Source organism: Mesorhizobium sp. M1322 (genome assembly GCF_040318085.1).
Lineage (GTDB): Bacteria > Pseudomonadota > Alphaproteobacteria > Rhizobiales > Rhizobiaceae > Mesorhizobium.
The window spans coordinates 41607-55571 of record NZ_JAMYLP010000034.1 but is presented as its reverse complement, the minus strand read 5'-3'; the positions used below and the strand labels follow the sequence as shown (position 1 = coordinate 55571).

General features: G+C 61.8%; 17 protein-coding genes and 2 pseudogenes. 8 read left to right on the top strand and 11 right to left on the bottom strand.

Annotation, left to right across the window (positions count from 1 at the left end):
- The coding region (kaiC, locus tag NKH12_RS15095) for a circadian clock protein KaiC (RefSeq protein ID WP_352953853.1) at positions 1 to 1204 on the bottom strand (1204 nt) is incomplete at its 3' end.
- Positions 1205 to 1207: 3 nt separating this feature from the next.
- The gene (locus NKH12_RS15090) at positions 1208 to 1513 is read right to left on the bottom strand and encodes a circadian clock KaiB family protein (protein WP_352953852.1); all 306 of its coding nucleotides are present in this window, start codon (positions 1511 to 1513) and stop codon (positions 1208 to 1210) included.
- Here NKH12_RS15090 and NKH12_RS15085 point away from each other — a divergent pair.
- The gene (locus tag NKH12_RS15085) at positions 1512 to 1820 is read left to right on the top strand and encodes a helix-turn-helix domain-containing protein (RefSeq protein ID WP_352953851.1); all 309 of its coding nucleotides are present in this window, start codon (positions 1512 to 1514) and stop codon (positions 1818 to 1820) included. The two genes, NKH12_RS15090 and NKH12_RS15085, sit on opposite strands and share 2 nt — an antisense overlap.
- Before the next feature lie 382 nt (positions 1821 to 2202).
- Here the strand turns inward: NKH12_RS15085 and NKH12_RS15080 are convergent, their stop codons facing one another.
- Positions 2203 to 2346 carry a 2-dehydropantoate 2-reductase N-terminal domain-containing protein gene (locus NKH12_RS15080; protein ID WP_352953850.1) on the bottom strand — a complete coding sequence of 48 codons (144 nt, stop codon included), beginning with the start codon at positions 2344 to 2346 and terminating at the stop codon, positions 2203 to 2205.
- A 406-nt stretch (positions 2347 to 2752) separates the two neighbouring features.
- Between NKH12_RS15080 and dapE the strand changes: the two genes are divergently transcribed.
- Together dapE and NKH12_RS15070 are read left to right on the top strand one after the other, a co-directional pair.
- Complete coding sequence (gene dapE, locus NKH12_RS15075; RefSeq protein WP_352953849.1) at positions 2753 to 3952, top strand: succinyl-diaminopimelate desuccinylase; 1200 nt, start codon at positions 2753 to 2755, stop codon at positions 3950 to 3952.
- Positions 3953 to 3954: 2 nt separating this feature from the next.
- Entirely contained in the window at positions 3955 to 4548 is a 594-nt protein-coding gene (locus NKH12_RS15070) for a transporter (RefSeq protein ID WP_352953848.1), read from the top strand.
- Here the strand turns inward: NKH12_RS15070 and truA are convergent.
- Genes truA through def form a run of 4 tightly spaced genes read right to left on the bottom strand, consistent with a single transcriptional unit; the run spans position 4545 to position 7311 of the window.
- Positions 4545 to 5300 (bottom strand): tRNA pseudouridine(38-40) synthase TruA, encoded by a 756-nt coding sequence (gene truA, locus NKH12_RS15065; protein WP_352953847.1) that lies wholly within the window; start codon positions 5298 to 5300, stop codon positions 4545 to 4547. The two genes, NKH12_RS15070 and truA, sit on opposite strands and share 4 nt — an antisense overlap.
- A 17-nt stretch (positions 5301 to 5317) precedes the next feature.
- Positions 5318 to 5827, bottom strand: a complete 510-nt coding sequence (locus NKH12_RS15060; protein WP_352953846.1) for a GNAT family N-acetyltransferase — start codon at positions 5825 to 5827, stop codon at positions 5318 to 5320.
- The gene (fmt, locus tag NKH12_RS15055; protein WP_352953845.1) at positions 5824 to 6759 is read right to left on the bottom strand and encodes a methionyl-tRNA formyltransferase; all 936 of its coding nucleotides are present in this window, start codon (positions 6757 to 6759) and stop codon (positions 5824 to 5826) included. Before fmt ends, NKH12_RS15060 begins: the two co-directional genes overlap by 4 nt.
- A gap of 9 nt (positions 6760 to 6768) precedes the next feature.
- Complete coding sequence (gene def, locus NKH12_RS15050; protein WP_352953844.1) at positions 6769 to 7311, bottom strand: peptide deformylase; 543 nt, start codon at positions 7309 to 7311, stop codon at positions 6769 to 6771.
- A gap of 105 nt (positions 7312 to 7416) precedes the next feature.
- On the opposite strand from def, the gene NKH12_RS15045 reads away from it, so the two are divergent.
- A complete protein-coding gene (locus tag NKH12_RS15045) occupies positions 7417 to 8691 on the top strand; it encodes a DNA recombination protein RmuC (RefSeq protein ID WP_352953843.1) in 1275 nt (424 codons plus the stop codon).
- Between the two features lie 4 nt (positions 8692 to 8695).
- Here the strand turns inward: NKH12_RS15045 and NKH12_RS15040 are convergent, their stop codons facing one another.
- The gene (locus NKH12_RS15040; protein ID WP_352953842.1) at positions 8696 to 9100 is read right to left on the bottom strand and encodes a GFA family protein; all 405 of its coding nucleotides are present in this window, start codon (positions 9098 to 9100) and stop codon (positions 8696 to 8698) included.
- A gap of 90 nt (positions 9101 to 9190) precedes the next feature.
- A pseudogene (locus NKH12_RS15035) lies at positions 9191 to 9486 on the bottom strand (hypothetical protein); the annotation flags it as partial.
- 351 nt (positions 9487 to 9837) lie between these two features.
- Here NKH12_RS15035 and NKH12_RS15030 point away from each other — a divergent pair.
- Both NKH12_RS15030 and NKH12_RS15025 read left to right on the top strand, forming a co-directional pair.
- Positions 9838 to 11424, top strand: coding sequence for an adenylate/guanylate cyclase domain-containing protein (locus NKH12_RS15030; protein ID WP_352953841.1), 1587 nt, complete (start codon positions 9838 to 9840; stop codon positions 11422 to 11424).
- A gap of 87 nt (positions 11425 to 11511) precedes the next feature.
- Positions 11512 to 11666, top strand: a pseudogene (locus NKH12_RS15025) (IS5/IS1182 family transposase); the annotation flags it as partial.
- A gap of 13 nt (positions 11667 to 11679) precedes the next feature.
- Here NKH12_RS15025 and NKH12_RS15020 read toward each other — a convergent pair.
- The gene (locus NKH12_RS15020) at positions 11680 to 12489 is read right to left on the bottom strand and encodes a transglutaminase-like domain-containing protein (protein WP_352953840.1); all 810 of its coding nucleotides are present in this window, start codon (positions 12487 to 12489) and stop codon (positions 11680 to 11682) included.
- A gap of 211 nt (positions 12490 to 12700) precedes the next feature.
- On the opposite strand from NKH12_RS15020, the gene NKH12_RS15015 reads away from it, so the two are divergent.
- Both NKH12_RS15015 and sugE read left to right on the top strand, forming a co-directional pair.
- Positions 12701 to 12826, top strand: a complete 126-nt coding sequence (locus NKH12_RS15015; RefSeq protein ID WP_352953839.1) for a hypothetical protein — start codon at positions 12701 to 12703, stop codon at positions 12824 to 12826.
- 190 nt (positions 12827 to 13016) lie between these two features.
- Entirely contained in the window at positions 13017 to 13331 is a 315-nt protein-coding gene (gene sugE / locus NKH12_RS15010; RefSeq protein ID WP_352953838.1) for a quaternary ammonium compound efflux SMR transporter SugE, read from the top strand.
- 90 nt (positions 13332 to 13421) lie between these two features.
- On the opposite strand, the gene NKH12_RS15005 is transcribed toward sugE, so the two are convergent.
- A complete protein-coding gene (locus NKH12_RS15005) occupies positions 13422 to 13850 on the bottom strand; it encodes a DUF6481 family protein (protein WP_352953837.1) in 429 nt (142 codons plus the stop codon).
- Between the last annotated feature and the right edge of the window lie 115 nt (positions 13851 to 13965).

Here is a 13965-nt window from a genome sequence, read left to right as displayed (position 1 = left end):
GTTCATTCGGACCCTCCGGTGAGTGCTGAAGCCTGGTAACTCCAGTCTCCCCGGTCCGGTCCGAATGGACAACCTCCCGAAAGCTCACAGCTAGTCGATCAGGTTTGAACTCCTCGACAAGCTCTCGAATCATCAGCAGGTGATCGGGCAAGCTCTGGGCTTCCGGATAGAGGCAGACCACTTTGAGGCGGCCTTCCGCTTCCATTGCCTCGAAGTCGACGCCCCAGCTGTGTGCGTTTCTGAAGAGCTGGCCACGGCTTTCCTCATAGCCGACCAGCAAGGCACGCTCGCCAGCCGCAACACCGCCGGCAAGAAAATTAGTAACAAGCAAAGTCTTGCCGGTTCCAGTCGCGCCGCTGACAAGCGTCACGCTATCTCGGAAAAAGCCACCGCTGCTCATCTTGTCCAGTTCGTAGTTGCCGCTGGTCACTCGCTTCGTACTGGATTGCTGTTCAAGACGCAGCGACGACAGAGGCACAGCCACAATTCCTTGCTCCCTGACCAGCGTGATCGGCACCTCGCCTTCGACATGTCGGCTGCCGCGCATCTTGAGAACTTCGATCGTGCGGCGGCGGCGTTCACGGTCGAGCGCATTGCGCAAGATGACCACGTTGTCGGCCACGAACTCCTCGATCCGGTGGCGCGAGATTTCCCCATATTCGCTGTTGCGCTCGGACGTCATAAGGACAGTTAGGCCCTCCTTCTTTAGGGCGGTCGCAATGCGTAGGAGTTCCCGGCGCACCGTTTTCTGATCGCCGACGAAATGGTCAAAGAGCTGGGTGATCGAATCGAGCACGATTCGCTTGGCCTTGGCACTCTTGGCGGCGTGCAGGACACGCGTCAGCAACCCCGCTAGATCAAAATCACCCACTACGATCTGGTCCGATTGGCGCGGGCTGGCATCGACAAAGGCGAGCTTGTTTTGCTCGCGCCACCGGCCTATCTCCCAGCCAAAGCTTGCCATGTTGACCTCGATCTCGGCAGGTGATTCCTCGAACGTGACAAAGACGCCTGGCTCGTTGAGATCAGTAATGCCATGAGCCAGGAATTGCGTGGCAAACACTGTTTTGCCGCTGCCGGGCGTGCCCCCGACAACAGTGGTGCGGCCACGCGGCAATCCGCCCATCACCAAGTCGTCGAATGCCTCAATGCCGGTCTTGACGCGTTGGAGCACAGGATCGATGAGAGTTTCCTCTGCGGTCATGGTTCACTGTCCTTTTTTGCGGAAACCGAAATACTCGAGAACCTGTGCGACGTTGCTGATGTCGCCGACCAGGCGACGGGGCGGGCTGACGGATTCATCGGAAAGGGTTGGTGTGGCAAGGATGTCCCCCTTCTCTGCCTCCTCCGGCCGAACGAGAATGTCGATAATCTCAATCTCGATTTTGCCCTTCAACTCTTCGAGAATTTGAAGCCGACTCTCCCGGGCTCGGCGGGCACCGGGCGAATCTCCGGCCACATACAGCCGCAGCAGGCTGCTGAATTGCGGGCCGGCAAGATGTTTCAAGCTCATGTTTCAGGCCCGCCTGCATAAGGGTTCTTGCGGCGTGCTGAGGGCGGCCCGCCAAGTGCCACATGGGCATTCTTGTCTTCCAAACAGGTCGCGTATGCTCGGCGTGGGCCGCAGCTACTTGAGCCGCATCATTCATGATCTCAGATGGCGAGGAGTCGTCGAAACACGGCGCGCCAGAATGAATATTCGCGATGTCGATGGGCTCCGCGCGCTTGCCTGCGAGTGCAATTCCGCCACGAGCCGCCATTTCGATGACGTGCTGAAAGGAGTTTATCCGGCGGAGGAAAATGGTCTGGCTCCTAAATGAGAGCTCGCAACTTGCCCAGCCGTTCCATTCCATAAGCCACCATCGCCACAGGCGACTGTGGCTTGTCATGATGGTGATCCCGTGGGCGTGATCCGGCCCGATCGCCATTTCGGTCAGCAGTGACGAGCAAGAATGCGGCGACGTACGCTAGCGGTCAGCTCCTAGCAGGCTGAGGTCCTGAGCATAGCATACAGAACAGGTACACCCGCTCTCTACCTGCCGAAGAGAAATCCGACGTGCCCGGTGCCGGTAGATAGATTGGCCGCTCGAGGACCGAAGTAACGCAGTCTTGCATTCCACTGTCCGCGGTCAGACTGGCCAAGAAAACTAGGCATTCCGCTGCCCTAAGGGATTTTGATATCAGCCTTGCCGGATTTTTTGCCTATATCGCGATGCACGCGAAGCGGCAATTCGCCACCAGTGACTGGACCACGTTGAACGGCACCATGCCGGCGAGCACATGCCGCCCGGCGAGCTCAGCCCGCAGCCTGTCGGCATTGTCGACGCCGTTCTGCAGGCTGACCACCACTGCGTCCGGGCGAGCGTGGGCGGGAATGAGCGCCGCAATCTCTTCAGTCGCGCCGCGCCGCGCAACGCGACCGCCGGATCGGCGGTGACCGAAAGCCCATCCGGCTTGATGGAGCGATCGCGGCCGTCAAGGTCGGTGACCCGCAACCCGCCCTTCCGCAAGGGCTCTTCGATGCGCGGCCGTGCCAGCAGAATCAGCTGCCGCCGGCGAGCGCCAGGCAGCCACCGGCATAGCAGCCGATGCTGCCGGCGCCGGCAATGACGATCTTTTTGTCCTCGTTGGCCATCCGATGATGCTGCCTTGGCCTGCGACTATACGGCATGAAAACCATAATCTTGGCGGGATGGCTGGCCCTTATGTCTGGCCGTGACAGGCCTTGCGCTTTCGACTATCGCTTTTGCCCATGACGTTGCCGACCGATCCCGCTGCAAATCTCGCCGCCCTCATCCGCTGCCCCTCGGTGACGCCCATTGAGGGCGGGGCACTGAGCACACTGGAGAAAATGCTGAAAGCACTCGGCTTTTCCGTCGAGCGCCCGGTGTTTTCGGAAGGAGGCACGCCCGATATCGAAAATCTCTATGCGCGGCGCTCCGGCAACGGTCCGCACCTGATGTTCGCCGGGCATACCGACGTGGTGCCGGTCGGCGACGAGGCCTCATGGACGCATCCGCCTTTCGCCGCCGAGATCGCCAAAGGCGAGATGTTCGGCCGCGGTGCCGTCGACATGAAGGGCGGCATTGCCTGTTTCATCGCCGCGGTGGCGCGCCATTTCGAGTCGAAAGGCGGCCTGAAAGGCTCGGTCTCGCTGCTGATCACCGGCGATGAAGAAGGGCCGGCCATCAACGGCACGACAAAGCTGCTCGAATGGGCGGCCGCCAAGGGCGAGAAATGGGACGCCTCTATCGTCGGCGAGCCGACCAACCCCGACGCGTTGGGCGACATGATCAAGATCGGCCGGCGCGGCTCTTTGTCCGGCAGCATCACCGTCAACGGCCGCCAAGGCCACGCCGCCTACCCGCAGCTTGCCGACAATCCGGTACGCGGGCTGATGACACTGGTCGAAGCCTTGCTGAACCCCGTCTTCGACAAGGGCACCAAGGACTTCCAGCCGACCAATCTGGAGGTGACCTCGATCGACGTCGGCAATCCGGCCACCAATGTCATTCCGGCAAAGGCGACCGCCACCTTCAACATTCGCTTCAACGACACATGGACCGCCGAGACCATCCAGGCGGAAATCCACAACCGCCTCGATAAGGCGGCGAAGCGCAAGAAATATCGGGCCGGCAAGACGACGCCGGTCGATTACGAGCTCGTCTGGCGCGATCGGCCGAGCCACGTCTTCCTCACCCGCGACGACCGGCTGATCGAAGCGCTCAGCGGTTCGGTCAAGGCGGTGATCGGCAGGAAGCCGGCGCTTTCCACCTCCGGCGGCACCTCCGACGCGCGCTTCATCAAGGACTATTGTCCGGTGGTCGAGTTCGGGCTGGTCGGCAAGACCATGCACATGGTCGATGAACGCGTCGCGCTTGCCGACCTCGAGACGCTGACGCAGATCTATCAGCGCTTCATCGAAGACTGGTTCGATCAAGGCGCATCGTAATCATGCTTTCGTCGGATGAAACTTATGCTTCGATGACCGGCGCCTGGCGACTGATGCTCGGCAAGGCCGACGGGCTGCGCCAGCTCGACCTTTCGGCCGACGGTTTCTGGAATTCCTTCTTCGCCATCATCGTCGCGGCACCGGCGCTGATCGTCGGCTGGGTCGGCCTTGCCAATGAGATCGGCGATCCGAATGCATTCGCGGGGCGCTTCAGCATGCTGATCCGGCTGGCGACGGTCGACATCGGCGCCTGGGTGTTGCCGCTCGCCGGCCTTGCCCTGGTCGCGCCGTGGGCCGGCATTGGCGGGCGCTTCGTCCACTATGTCGTCGCCAGCAACTGGGCGTCGGCGATCATCGCCTGGATGATGCTGCCGGCGGCGTTGATCAGGCTTTTCATGCCGTCCACCAACGAGTTCGCCGTACTGGCGTCGCTGCTTTTGTTTGCGCTGTCGATGATCCTGACCTGGCGGATGACAAACGTCGCCATCGGCAGGGGCGCGGCTGTCGGCACCGCCGTCTTCGCCGGCATGTTCGTGGCGTCGCTGGTCGTTCTATTCGGCCTGCAGGCGCTGCTCGGCATCGGTGCGCCTAATTAGTCGACTTTCGGATAATCTACCCCAACGAGAAAAAGTCCGTCGGGCGGCGCCACCTGGCCACAGGCTGCACGGTCGCGCGCATCAAGCGCCGCCTTCAGGTCGACAATTGTCCAACCGCCTTCGCCGACGCGCTTCAGCGAACCGACCATCGAGCGCACCTGATTGTGCAGGAACGAGCGCGCCGAGGCTCGCACTTCGATCACATCACCCAGCCGACTGACATCCAGCCGGTCGAGCGTCCTGATCGGGCTGTCGGCCTGGCACTGGGTCGAGCGGAACGTGGTGAAATCATGCCGCCCCAGCAGCACCTTTGACGCCTCGTGCATGGCCTCGGCGTTGAGCCGCTTCGGCACCCACCAGATCTTGCCCTTGTCGAGCGCCGCCGGCGCGCGCCGGTTGACGATGCGATAGAGATAGTGGCGGCCAATCGCCGAGAAACGCGCGTCGAAGCTATCAGGCACGATAGCCGCCTTGAGAATGGCGATGCGCGCCTTGGCCGTTTGCAGGTGCGCATTGACGGCATCGCGCACCTTGTCATCAGGCCATGCCTTGACGAGATCGACATGCGCCACCTGAGCGGTCGCATGGACGCCGGCATCGGTGCGGCCGGCGCCGCGCAGCGAGACCCGTTCGCCGCAGAATTTCTCGATCGCCTGCTCGATCGCCTGCTGCACCGAAGGCTGGTCTGCCTGGCGCTGCCAGCCGGCATAGAGGCTGCCGTCATATTCGATGTCGAGGCGAAAACGCGGCATTCCTAAGCAGGATGAGGTTAGGCGGCGAGCGCGGAGCTAAAGGCCGAAGCGTAGACCAGCTTGCCGGTCTCAGGCGCCTCGCCCCAGGCCTGCGCCTGCAGGGCTTCGCCCTGGTACTCGCTTTCGAACTTTTCGGCGCGCGCATGACTGTAGCCGAAGCGGCCATAGTAGGCGGGATCGCCAAGCACCACAGCCAGCACCTCGCCGGCCTCCTTCAGGCGGATATGCGCCTCGCGGACCAGCGCGCCGCCGATGCCGGTGCCGTGGAATGACGGCTCGACAGCCAAGGGCGCCAGCGCCACGGCCGAAAAGCTCTTGCCGCCGTTCTGCACGAAAAGCCGCGAAAACAGGATATGGCCGACTACCTGTCCATCTTCTTCCGCCACCAGTTCGACGACGGCATCGCCGCCGCTGACCAGCGCATCGACCAATCCGGCCTCCGTCTGCTGGCCGAATGCGTGTTCCTCGACAAGGCGGATCGCCTCGCGGTCTCGCGGCGTCGCCGCGCGTATTGACATCATGCTCATGAGAACTTCATTCCTTTTTCGAGCTTGGCCCCGTGCAGAAACTCCTGCGCGGCAATGGGCCTTCCGCCCGCACGTTGAACTTCGACCAGCCTGATCGCGCCTGACCCGCAGGCGACCGTCAGCCGGTCGTCGAGAATTCCTCCCGGCTCGCCGGCGCTTTGCGAAAGCGTCGAGCGAAGCAGTTTCAGCCGTTCCAGGCGGCCGCCGATTTCGGTCTCGCACCATGCGCCGGGAAAGGGCGACAGGCCGCGAATATGATCGTGGACTTCGCCAGCAGGCCGCGTCCAGTCCACGCGCGTCTCCGCTTTATCGATCTTTTTGGCGTAGGTCACCCCCACCGTCGCCTGAGTCGTAAATGTCAGGGCATCCCGTTCCAGCCGTGCCAGCGCTTCCGCCATCAGCGCAGCGCCAATGAGCATCAACCGATCGTGCAGATCGCCGGCCGTCATATCGGGTCCGATGGTGCATTTTTCGACCATGGCCACTGGGCCGGTGTCCAGTCCTTCTTCCATCCGCATGACCATCATGCCTGTCTCGGTATCGCCGGCCATGACGGCGCGTTGAATAGGGGCGGCGCCGCGCCAGCGCGGCAACAGCGACGCGTGACCATTGAGGCAGCCGAGCCGCGGCGCCTCGAGAATGGGTATGGGCAACAGCAAGCCATAGGCGACGACCACGGCGACATCGGCCCGCAAGGCGCGGAACGCCTGCTGCTCGGCCTCGCTTTTCAGCGACACCGGCGTTCGCACCTCGACGCCCAGCCGCTCCGCCTCGCGCTGCACCGGCGACGGCGTCAGTTCCAGCCCGCGGCGACCGGCGGCGCGCGGCGGCTGGGTATAGAGGGCTTCTATCTCATGTCCGGCGTCCGCGATCGCCCGCAGCGTCGGCACGGAGAATTCAGGGGTACCCATGAAGATGACGCGCAAGGGCATTTTTGAGCCCTATCCCACCAACTTGCCCGGCGCCTTGTTGCCTGCTTTGTCCCTGGCGAGCTTCTTGAACTTCTTCATCACCATGTCGCGCTTCAGCTTGGAGATGTGGTCGATGAACAGAACGCCGTTGAGATGGTCGATCTCATGCTGCAGGCAAGTCGCCATCAACCCTTCGGCCTCGATCTCCTGCAGTTTGCCGTCGCGATCGAGATATTTCACCCGCACGGCGGCGGGACGTTCGACCTCGGCATAGTAATCCGGGATCGACAGGCAACCCTCCTCGTAGACCGAGCGCTGATCGGCGCTCTCAAGGATTTCGGGATTGATGAAGACATGCGGCGCCGGCGTCTCGTCCTCCTTGGCGAGATCGATCACCAGCATGCGCAGCGGTTCGCCGACCTGGATCGCCGCCAGACCGATGCCCGGCGCATCATACATGGTGTCCAGCATGTCGTCGGCCAGTTTGCGCAAAGCGCCGTCGACGCGCTCGACCGGTTTCGAAACCTGGCGCAGGACGGGATCGGGAAGGATGATGAGCGGCTTGATCGACATGGCGTCTCACCTAAGACCTCGCACGAAAAGCGTCAACCGGGGCATTTGCAGCGCCGTTCACGTTTTGATCTGTGCCGTCAGGCCGAATCATCTATGCTGTCCTATATGAACGACTTGACCACCATCCTGTCCGAACCAATCGCCCGGCTCGGCGCCACCACGATCACGCTCGGCCACGCGCTGGCATTCGGCGCGATCCTGTTTCTGGGCCTGTTCGTGGCGCTCATCGTCGCGCTCTGGCGCTCGGCCAAGGCGCGTGCGGTGGCTGCCGCGGAAGCCGCCGACCACGCCCGTGACGCCGAGGCGCGGATGGCCGGCATCTTGGCAAGCCAGGCCGAGATGCAGGGCCGCATGGGCGCCATCGCCGAAGTGTTCGGGGCGCGGCAGGCCGAACTCACACAGTCGATCGGACAACGTCTCGACGCGATGACCGGCCGTCTCGGCCAGACCATGACCGAGCAGACGAAATCGACGCATGAGAGCCTCGCCAAACTGCAGGAGCGGCTGGCGGTCATTGATACCGCGCAAGGCAACATCCAGTCGCTCGCCAGCCAGGTCGTGCAACTTCAGGCAATCCTTTCCAACAAGCAGACGCGCGGCGCCTTTGGCCAGTCACGCATGGAGGCGATCGTCGCCGACGGCCTGCCGCACGGCGCTTATGAATTTCAGGCGACTTTGTCGAATGGCAGCCGACCCGATTGCCTGGTGAAGATGCCGAACGGCGCGCCCGCACTTGCCATCGACGCCAAGTTTCCGCTGGAAGCCTGGAACGCCATCCGTGCCGCCGAAGGCGTCGATTTGCAGAAGGTCGCCGCACAAGCGTTTCGGCGCGATATCGAGGTGCATGTCCGCGATATTTCCGAAAAATACCTGATCCAGGGCGAGACGCAGGACACCGCCTTCATGTTCGTTCCGTCGGAATCGGTGTTCGCCGAGATCCACGAGAATTTCGAGGGGATTGTCCACAAAGCGCACCGCGCCCGCGTCGTCATCGTCTCGCCATCGCTGCTGATGCTGTCGATCCAGGTCATTCAGGCGATTCTCAAGGACGCCCGCATGCGCGAGCAGGCGCATCTGATCCAGGGCGAAGTCATCCGGCTGATGGAGGATGTCTCGCGCCTCGACGAGCGGGTGCGCAAGCTGCAGAGCCATTTCGGCCAGTCGGCCAAGGATATTGACGAAATCCTCGTCTCGACGTCGAAGGTGACCAAGCGCGGCCAGAAGATCGAGGCGCTGGAGTTCGGCGCGCAGCCGACGGAGGGCGACGCCGGATCGGCGGGGACGACACATGGGACCGGCGCGAGGGCCGAAGCAGGCGCACGCGTCGCCGACTCCAAGACCGGCCAGCTGAGGCTAAGAGTGGTCGAAGGCGACGACTGAGAGGCTACTGCTCCTCGACGATCGTCGTGCCTTCGAATTCCGGCAGCCAGTGCAGCGCCGAGCGGTGCCAGATCTGTTTTCTCGGGATCAGTTGTTCGCGCTGCCGCGCCGTGCCGACCCTGATGCCGTAGACTTTCGGCCCGTCGCCAACCGACGTGGCGTAGAGATGTGAACCGCACTCGCCGCAAAAGGCCTGGGCGCGCCTGGCGCCGCTCGGTGCGGTCTTGATGTAGATCTTCGGCGTCCCCTTGGTGATCCGGTAGTGCTCCTCCGGCGCCGGCACGGTCACGCGGAAGGCCGTGCCCGTCAGTTGCTGGCAATCGGTGCAGTGGCAGATACTGGTCTTTTCCGGATCGACTTCTGCCTCGTAAGTGATGGCGCCGCAATGGCACCCGCCGTCGATCTTCATCTTCATTCCTCCCAAAATCCGTTCGGCAATGCTTGAGCGACGTGCGCCCGTTTGGACACATAGTATGCTGTAATGCTTTGCATCTACACATCATGCTTTCCGAAATCGACTCCGACTTTCAAGCCGGCGGGCCCAGGTTCCGCTGGTCTGTGGCCTGACGAAGAGTCGCGTGACCTCGGGCATCTCGGTCTTCAGCCGTGCCTCGATGCGTTCGAGGCAGGCCTCGATCTCGGGCGCCGATAAATGTCCTCGAACTCGATGCTCAAGCCGGCGACGATCTCCCGAGGACCCATATGGACGGTCAGCACGCCGTTGGCCCGCTGAACCGCCGCATCCTGCTGGGCAATGGTCAGCACTCTTTTCTGTTTTTCGGGCGAGGCCGGTTCGACCATCCGCAGTTGGCCGGGCGCCGAAGGATACGCTTCGCGGGACACTTCTTTTCCGACGCGCTCTCCGGCCGCAGAAGTCTCAACCTTGCCAGAGGTGAACTTCTAACCCTTAAGCGGTTATCGCGGAGCGCATTCCGGGCCACAACCGATTTGCGACATCCCCACTGATTCACTGCCGTCTAGCGCCAGATGCGAAATCCGCTGTGAGAGTGGGGGCTTAGCAACAACCGCTCAAGGTCGGTCCGTCATGGCAGGGCTGACGTGTTTTCATCGAGCCAAGACTGACGCTAGTACCGTGCCGGGAATGAGCTATAATTCAGATACCAATGACTGCCGGGCGCTTGCACAATGGCTGGACTGGGTGAACAGATTGCGCGTCAGCAGCGCACCATGGGACCGCTCCTGGTAGCGGCAGTGGTCATCGGCCTTATAGGTCTGCCCGTCGCAGCTTGGCTCGACCTTCGAGACCTATCGGAACGGATGCTGCGCACGCAAGCCAGCGAAATCAGCCGGATCATCGACGAAATGCGCGGATTCTACGGCAGCGAAGTCGTGGGACGCGTGCTGCAAGCCGACGACGCCGTGACCGCGACGCACAACTACCGGGACGTGCCAGGCGCGATCCCTATTCCAGCAACCCTCTCGATCGAACTCGGCAAGCGCATCAGCGCTCACGACGGGTCGGTCAAATATCGGTTCGTCTCGGATCTACCTTTCAAAGGTCGCGACCCCCATCAGCTCGATGTATTCGAGCGGAATGCAATCTTTGCTTTGCGCGCCAACCCGAAGGAGCCGGTCATCGAAGTCTCGGGTTCGCTGTTTGACCGGCACGTCCGCGCCGCGGCCCCGGTTGTAATGGGACAAGTCTGCGTGACCTGCCATAACTCACACCCGGACAGCCCCAAGACGGACTGGAAGGTAGGGGATGTCCGAGGGATCCAGGAGATATCAGTCAAACAGCCCATTGCTGCGAACGTCCTCGCTTTCAAATATCTGCTCCTATATTTCGGCTTCGCGGCGGCGGCGGGCCTGACGTTCATTCTCCTGCAGCGTCGGCAGTCCGCCTTGGTTCAGGGCATCAATAAGGAGCTTTCCGAGGCAAACGACTTCCTGGCCGCAATCTCATTGAAGATCGCCAAATACCTCTCGCCTCAAATTTACAAAAGCATCTTCAGCGGCCAGAAGGACGTCACCATCGCGACCGAGCGCAAGAAGCTCACGATCTTTTTCTCCGACGTCAAGGATTTCACCGCGATCGTGGAACGGCTCCAGCCCGAGGACCTGACGGTTCTCCTCAACGAGTACTTCACCGAGATGTCGACGATCGCGCTCAAACACGGCGCCACCGTCGACAAGTTCATCGGCGACGCGCTTCTTGTGTTCTTCGGAGACCCCGAGACGCAAGGCGTCGAGGAGGACGCGAGAGCCTGCTTGCGCATGGCTGTCGACATGCAGCGTCGGCTGGAGCAGTTGAACAGGGTGTGGCGTGACCGCGGAGTTGAACGGCCCTTCCAAGCTCGCATGGGCATCAACACGGGCTATTGCAATGTTGGGAACTTCGGTTCCGATGATCGGATGGACTACACGATCATCGGAGCCGAAGCGAACTTGGCGGCCCGTCTGCAGTCGATTGCCGAGCCTGGCGGCATCTGCCTCAGCTATGAGACTTACGCGCTCGTCCGCGACCTTGTCCGGGCGCGTCCGTTAGCACCGATTGCCATGAAGGGGATCAGCCGGGAGGTTGTCCCCTACGAAGTCGAGGGCCTCCTGGGTGAACTGGCCCAGCGCCCTCAGGTCATCAGCGAGCACGCGACTGGCCTCGACTTGTTCCTCGATGTTGAGGCAATCGACGAGAACGGGGTCGAGCGAGCGAAGAAACGACTTTCGGAGGCGCTCCTGGCCTTAACCATCCGAAGCAAGCCCGCCGCTTTTTAGGTTCTTGAACGTCTGACCGCATTTGAGACTTTGGCAAGCGCCACTACAGTGCAAGCTAATCTAAGTAGGCCGCCTCCAGAAACTGTCCCACTGTCAGGGCACCTCTATGCCCAGCATCATCTCGTCGAGTGCTGCTTCTCCAAACTCAAGCAGTTCCGCCGGGTCGCAACCGCTTAGAGAAGACCGCCCGCAATTACCGCGCCGTTGTCACTCTCGCGGCTATTGTCTTGTGGTTGCGCTAACTGTCCACACGGCCTAGTCGACGATCTCTTCCGTCCAGACCTTGAAACCGGCCAGCGTGCCCGGCCCGAAAATATGGGTCAGCGGCACATCGGCAGCGTCGCGGCCGGAGGCGATCAGGATACGGCCAATGCGCGGCGCATTGTTGCGCGGATCGAAGGCATGCCAGCGGCCGCCGAGATAGACCTCCATCCAGGCGGCAAAATCCATGTCCGACCACGGTTTCGGTAGGCCGATGTCACTGATGTAGCCGGTGCAGTAGCGCGTTGGGATGTTCAAGGCGCGGCAGAAGGCGACGGCGAGATGGGCGAAGTCCCGGCAGACGCCGCTTTGCTCACGGTAGGCCTCAGCTGCCGTGCGCGTTGGCCGCGCATTGCCGTAATTGAAGATGATGTGGTTGTGGACGAAGTCGCAGACCGCCTGCACGCGTGGAATGCCGAGCGGCGTGTGGCCGAACAGCCGCCACGCCTCGGTCGCCAGCACATCGCTCTCGCAATAGCGGCTGGGCAGCAGGAACAGCAATGTTTCCGACGGCAGATCGCGGACCTCGTGCTGCCAGGCCATCAGATCGCCGATCTCGAAAGTGCCGGGATCCCGGATCACCGCGTCAGTGCCAAAGCTGAAGCGACCCGGCGGGGCGACAAGACGGTTGCACCAATTGCCGAAACTATCGCGGTAGCTCTCGATCGGCACCGGTAGGTTCGAGGTCAGGAAGTCAGGCCGTTCGAGATCTGACGCACGGGAATAGTGGACGTTGAGCATCGCGATCAGCGGCGTTTCCTGCGGAAAGTCGAAGCTCATCTCGCAGCCGATATGGATTCGCATTGTCGTCCTGACCCGCCCTGCCTGATCGTCACCCGGCGAAAGGACGGGCCGATGCTGCAGCGCAAAAAAGATCATCGCACGGACCAACGCGGTTTACGAGCGAATTAGAGATCGGTTGATAGCCGCCCGCCGTCCCCACGCCAGATTATGCCACTTGCGGTCGCGCATTTCTCTTGGTTCATTTCGCTTGCCACAATCGGAGGAACGAATCATGGCTAAAGGTGCGATGAAGGCGGGCAAAGAAGCCCGCAAACCGAAGAAAGACGCGAAAAAACCCGCTGCTGCGCCGACCCTGAAAACGCCGCCCGTCAAGGCGACCAAACTCAAGGACAGGTAAGCCTCGGCGTTTCGGCGCAAAGGTCATGACCGACGGCATTTCAGAACCAATCGATGTTCAGCGATTGGTCCTGAAATGCCGTCGGCGCTGCTGTTGATTAGGCACCCGAAATTTCTATATCAATGCAGCGAAGACGGCTTCGCGCTTTGCGAAAAGACCGGGACGACCCGCAATCCAATGGAGCGTTCCGATGTCGTGGATTCTTCTCTTCTTCGCTGGCCTGTTCGAGATCGGCTGGGCGATCGGCCTCAAATATACTGACGGATTTTCGAAGCCGCTTCCGACGGTCCTGACGGTTGTCTCGATGGTTGTCAGTCTCGCCTTACTCGGACTGGCGCTGAAGACGCTGCCGGTCGGCACGGCCTACGCGGTGTGGACCGGCATCGGCACCGTCGGCACGGCGCTGCTTGGCATCTGGCTGCTCGGCGAGCCCGCGACCGCGATCAGGCTGGCCTGCATCGCAGTCATCGTCTGCGGCATCATGGGATTGAAACTCGCGGCCTAGTTTTTTGCTGCCAGGCCGCAGCACAAACGCCTTCAGGGCCGCTGCAAAGGCGGCCCTGAACTTGATTAGTGAAATCGCGCTGTAGGAGCGCTAGCGAGCGGAAAAGCCCGGAGGCGTCCTGCCGGTGCGCTGCTTGCGCGCCGCATAACGCGCGTCGCGCTTGGCCTTGCGCTCGGCCTCGTCGGCAAGCAGACGAGCGATGCGCTCGTTCTCTTCGGCTTCCCGGATCTTCGCTTCCGCCTGCGCCGCTTCTTCCGCAGCGATACGCGCTGCTTCGGCAGCAGCTTCGCGCTCGGCCTTTTCGGCCGCTTCGCGCGCCAGCTTTTCCTGTTTCAGCCTGGCCTTTTCGGCCTCGCGTATCGCACGAGCTTCGAGGATTGCCTTGCGTTCGGCCTGTCGTGCCAGCACCGCTGGATCGTCTGCTGCCGGCTTTGCCTTAAAGCGCTCGAGAAGCGCCCTCTTTGCCTCGTTTGCGGCATTGCGCCGCTCGAAAACGTCTTTTTCCCTATAGATAGCCAAGTCCACTTCCCTGGAGTCAATTTGCGAGGCTTACATACGCGTGAAAACCCAGAGTTCAAGCGCCAAAACGGTATGCCAGCCATGAAATTCTGAGCTGTTGCAGTCGGGTGACGCC